The following is a 2,308-nucleotide window of genomic DNA, read 5'->3' as shown; positions in this document are numbered from 1 at the left end:
CAGGCCGGCAACGGCGATGCTGGGCTCCGGGTCGTGAAGAGCCCCAACGTCGCCGCCCTCAGCGGGAAAGCACCGCAGGCCCGCGAGCTCACCGCGCAGTGCCTCCATGCGCACCCCGTCCTCGTCCCGGCGCCCGCTGCTCGCGGGATCACAGGCCGTGACGACGTGAAGGGCGCCCACTTGCGCGGCCTGCCGGATCCCGGCGAGGCCCGAGGCTTCACGTAGACCTTTCCTGACGGTGGATCCAAGTTGACGGTCGCAGCGCAGTAGGCACCACACAGCTCGTTGTCGCCGGCACGCTCGCGCAGAACCTCCTCATCGAGACCTCCTCATCGGCCCACCACAGCCCCCCGTCACAGCTACAGATCAGTGTCGCGATCCGGCGGCGAGGCGCACCAGGTTCACGACTCGATGACCTTCTTCCACTCCTTGGGGGTGGGGCGGTAAAGGATGATCAGGTCAGCGGCGTCGTCCTCGTGGTCGCGGTCCCACTGCGCCGACTCCAGGGACGGGTAGGTGGTGTCGTTGTCGAAGGCGATGCCGTTCTTGTAGAACAGGGCGAACTCGGTCTTGTTGTTGTACTCGATCCGGGCGGTGTGCTGCTGAACCTTGTCACTCATTGCTGTGCTCCTAGTTAGTGTTCCGGTCGACAATGACGGCACGGCTTGACGTTGTCCTGGATGACGGCCCAAGCTGCCCGCTCGGTGGGAAATACCATCGGTTGTGCCCTCACCCGTGGGCAGTCCGGGTCGGTATGGATGTGAAACTGTCGGACCATCCCGTCGCGTCGGGAGACCATGCTGGCGTCCACCAGCACCTGCTTACCGGTCCCCTCCGCAAACTCTGACAGTCGACCCCTCATGTCACTCCCCGAACAGTGGGTTCGGCTTGGTGAAAGCGCTCTTGCGTTCTGGGTGCACGGTGGCGTGGATCCGGGCGCGCTGGAGGTCAGCATGAGTCTTGGTGGCGATGTCGTCGCCATCGCGGAGATTGAAGAAGGAAAGACTCGCACGCCTCGCAGGGGTCGACGAAGACCACGAAGCGGCCGGGAGCCACTTCGAGTCGCGCGCCGTGCGGGCAGAAGTCCATGCAGAAAGAGCACGCATTGTTGTCCAATCTTGTCGAGCAGTTAGAGAACAGGCTTCCACGGTGACGACTCGACCCCGGACTTCCGGAAGTAGACGACAGCGCCGGAAGATGCCTGCTCAGGGGTCATGCGGAAGCGCGCGTTTTCGACGCGAGGGTAGAAGACAGAGTCCTCCAGAGGCTTCCCGTCGGCGTTGCCGATCATGAACTCGTAGTCGTTGGTGGTGGGCATTCTTGTGCTCCTAGTGGGTGTTCCAGATGGTGTTGGTTCAGCCAAACAGCGGGTTGGCTCCCGCTCGCTTGGGGGCGGTGGGGTCGAGCGCGGCGTTGATGCGCGAGTGGCGCAGCGTGTCCTGGCTCATCTTGATGTCGTCGCCCTTATGCAGGTCGAAGATGGCGTCCTGCTTGCCACGGTGTCCGAGCATCATGGCGCGTTCCATGTCCTGCGTCCGGTTGCCGGTGTCGATATGCCGGGAACGGTCGGTGGTCGTCCGCAGGTGCTTGAGAGGTTCAGCGCCCTCCGGCCCACGCGTCCACGTCCCCATCACGGCGTGCGGGTCGGCCTGCACCGACGGGTCAGCACGCATCTCCGATCGCGTCTTCTCCGCGTCTGCCGCGCTGTACTTGCGCTTCTTGATCGTGGTCTCGTGCTTGCTGGGGATGCCCACGATGAACCCGGGGTCGTAGAGGTTGTGCGGGGACATGGTGTGCACGTTCACGCTCGCCCCGGCGTACCCGTGGACGAACGTGTTGGTGCGCCCCACAAACTCGTTCATGTCGATCGGAGTGTTGGCCATGGCTCATGGTAAGAGCCTGACTACCGCAAAGTCTGACAGAGCGAGTTCGGTTCCCGGCTTGGCGCGGGCGATGATGGAGGCACCAGCAGGGGTGAAGCCGAGCTTGACCAGCTCCACCATCCTGCGCGCGACCTCAATCTCCTCCGGTGGCCACTCCCTCGCGTGCCCAGAACCGGTCCTGTCCTGAGGTGCAGGGACGAGGTAGCCCTTGAGGCACCAGTAGTCCAACTGACGGTAGGTGGCACCTGAGGCAAGCAGGAGGTCAGGTACCAGCAGTCGATCCTCCTCAGGCACCCTGGCTCAGCACGTCACGCTTGATCTGGGCGGCGGCAGCCAGACCAGACCGCGCGTACCTGTACGAGCGTAGGAACGAGAGTTCGATCCCGTCCAGACCGCCCTGGTCGCGGATCTCGAAAGCGAGCTTG

Annotated in this window: 5 protein-coding genes; 1 reads left to right on the top strand and 4 read right to left on the bottom strand. The window is 63.9% G+C overall.

What is annotated here, in order from left to right; all coding sequences use genetic code 11:
• On the top strand, positions 1-225 hold a 225-nt coding region (locus tag H7290_RS05615; protein ID WP_290513031.1), incomplete at its 5' end, for a hypothetical protein.
• Between the two features lie 176 nt (positions 226-401).
• On the opposite strand, the gene H7290_RS05610 is transcribed toward H7290_RS05615, so the two are convergent.
• From H7290_RS05610 to H7290_RS05595, 4 genes are all read right to left on the bottom strand, one after another.
• On the bottom strand, positions 402-620 hold the full coding sequence (locus tag H7290_RS05610) for a hypothetical protein (RefSeq protein ID WP_290513030.1): 219 nt from the start codon (positions 618-620) through the stop codon (positions 402-404).
• 509 nt (positions 621-1,129) lie between these two features.
• A complete protein-coding gene (locus H7290_RS05605) occupies positions 1,130-1,318 on the bottom strand; it encodes a hypothetical protein (protein ID WP_290513029.1) in 189 nt (62 codons plus the stop codon).
• 37 nt (positions 1,319-1,355) lie between these two features.
• A complete protein-coding gene (locus tag H7290_RS05600) occupies positions 1,356-1,883 on the bottom strand; it encodes a hypothetical protein (RefSeq protein WP_290513028.1) in 528 nt (175 codons plus the stop codon).
• Positions 1,884-1,886: 3 nt separating this feature from the next.
• Entirely contained in the window at positions 1,887-2,177 is a 291-nt protein-coding gene (locus H7290_RS05595) for a MerR family transcriptional regulator (RefSeq protein WP_290513027.1), read from the bottom strand.
• Positions 2,178-2,308 lie beyond the last annotated feature (131 nt).

The organism is Aeromicrobium sp. (assembly GCF_014378035.1).
Lineage (GTDB): Bacteria > Actinomycetota > Actinomycetes > Propionibacteriales > Nocardioidaceae > Aeromicrobium.
This window is presented reverse-complemented; position numbering and strand designations above follow the sequence as displayed.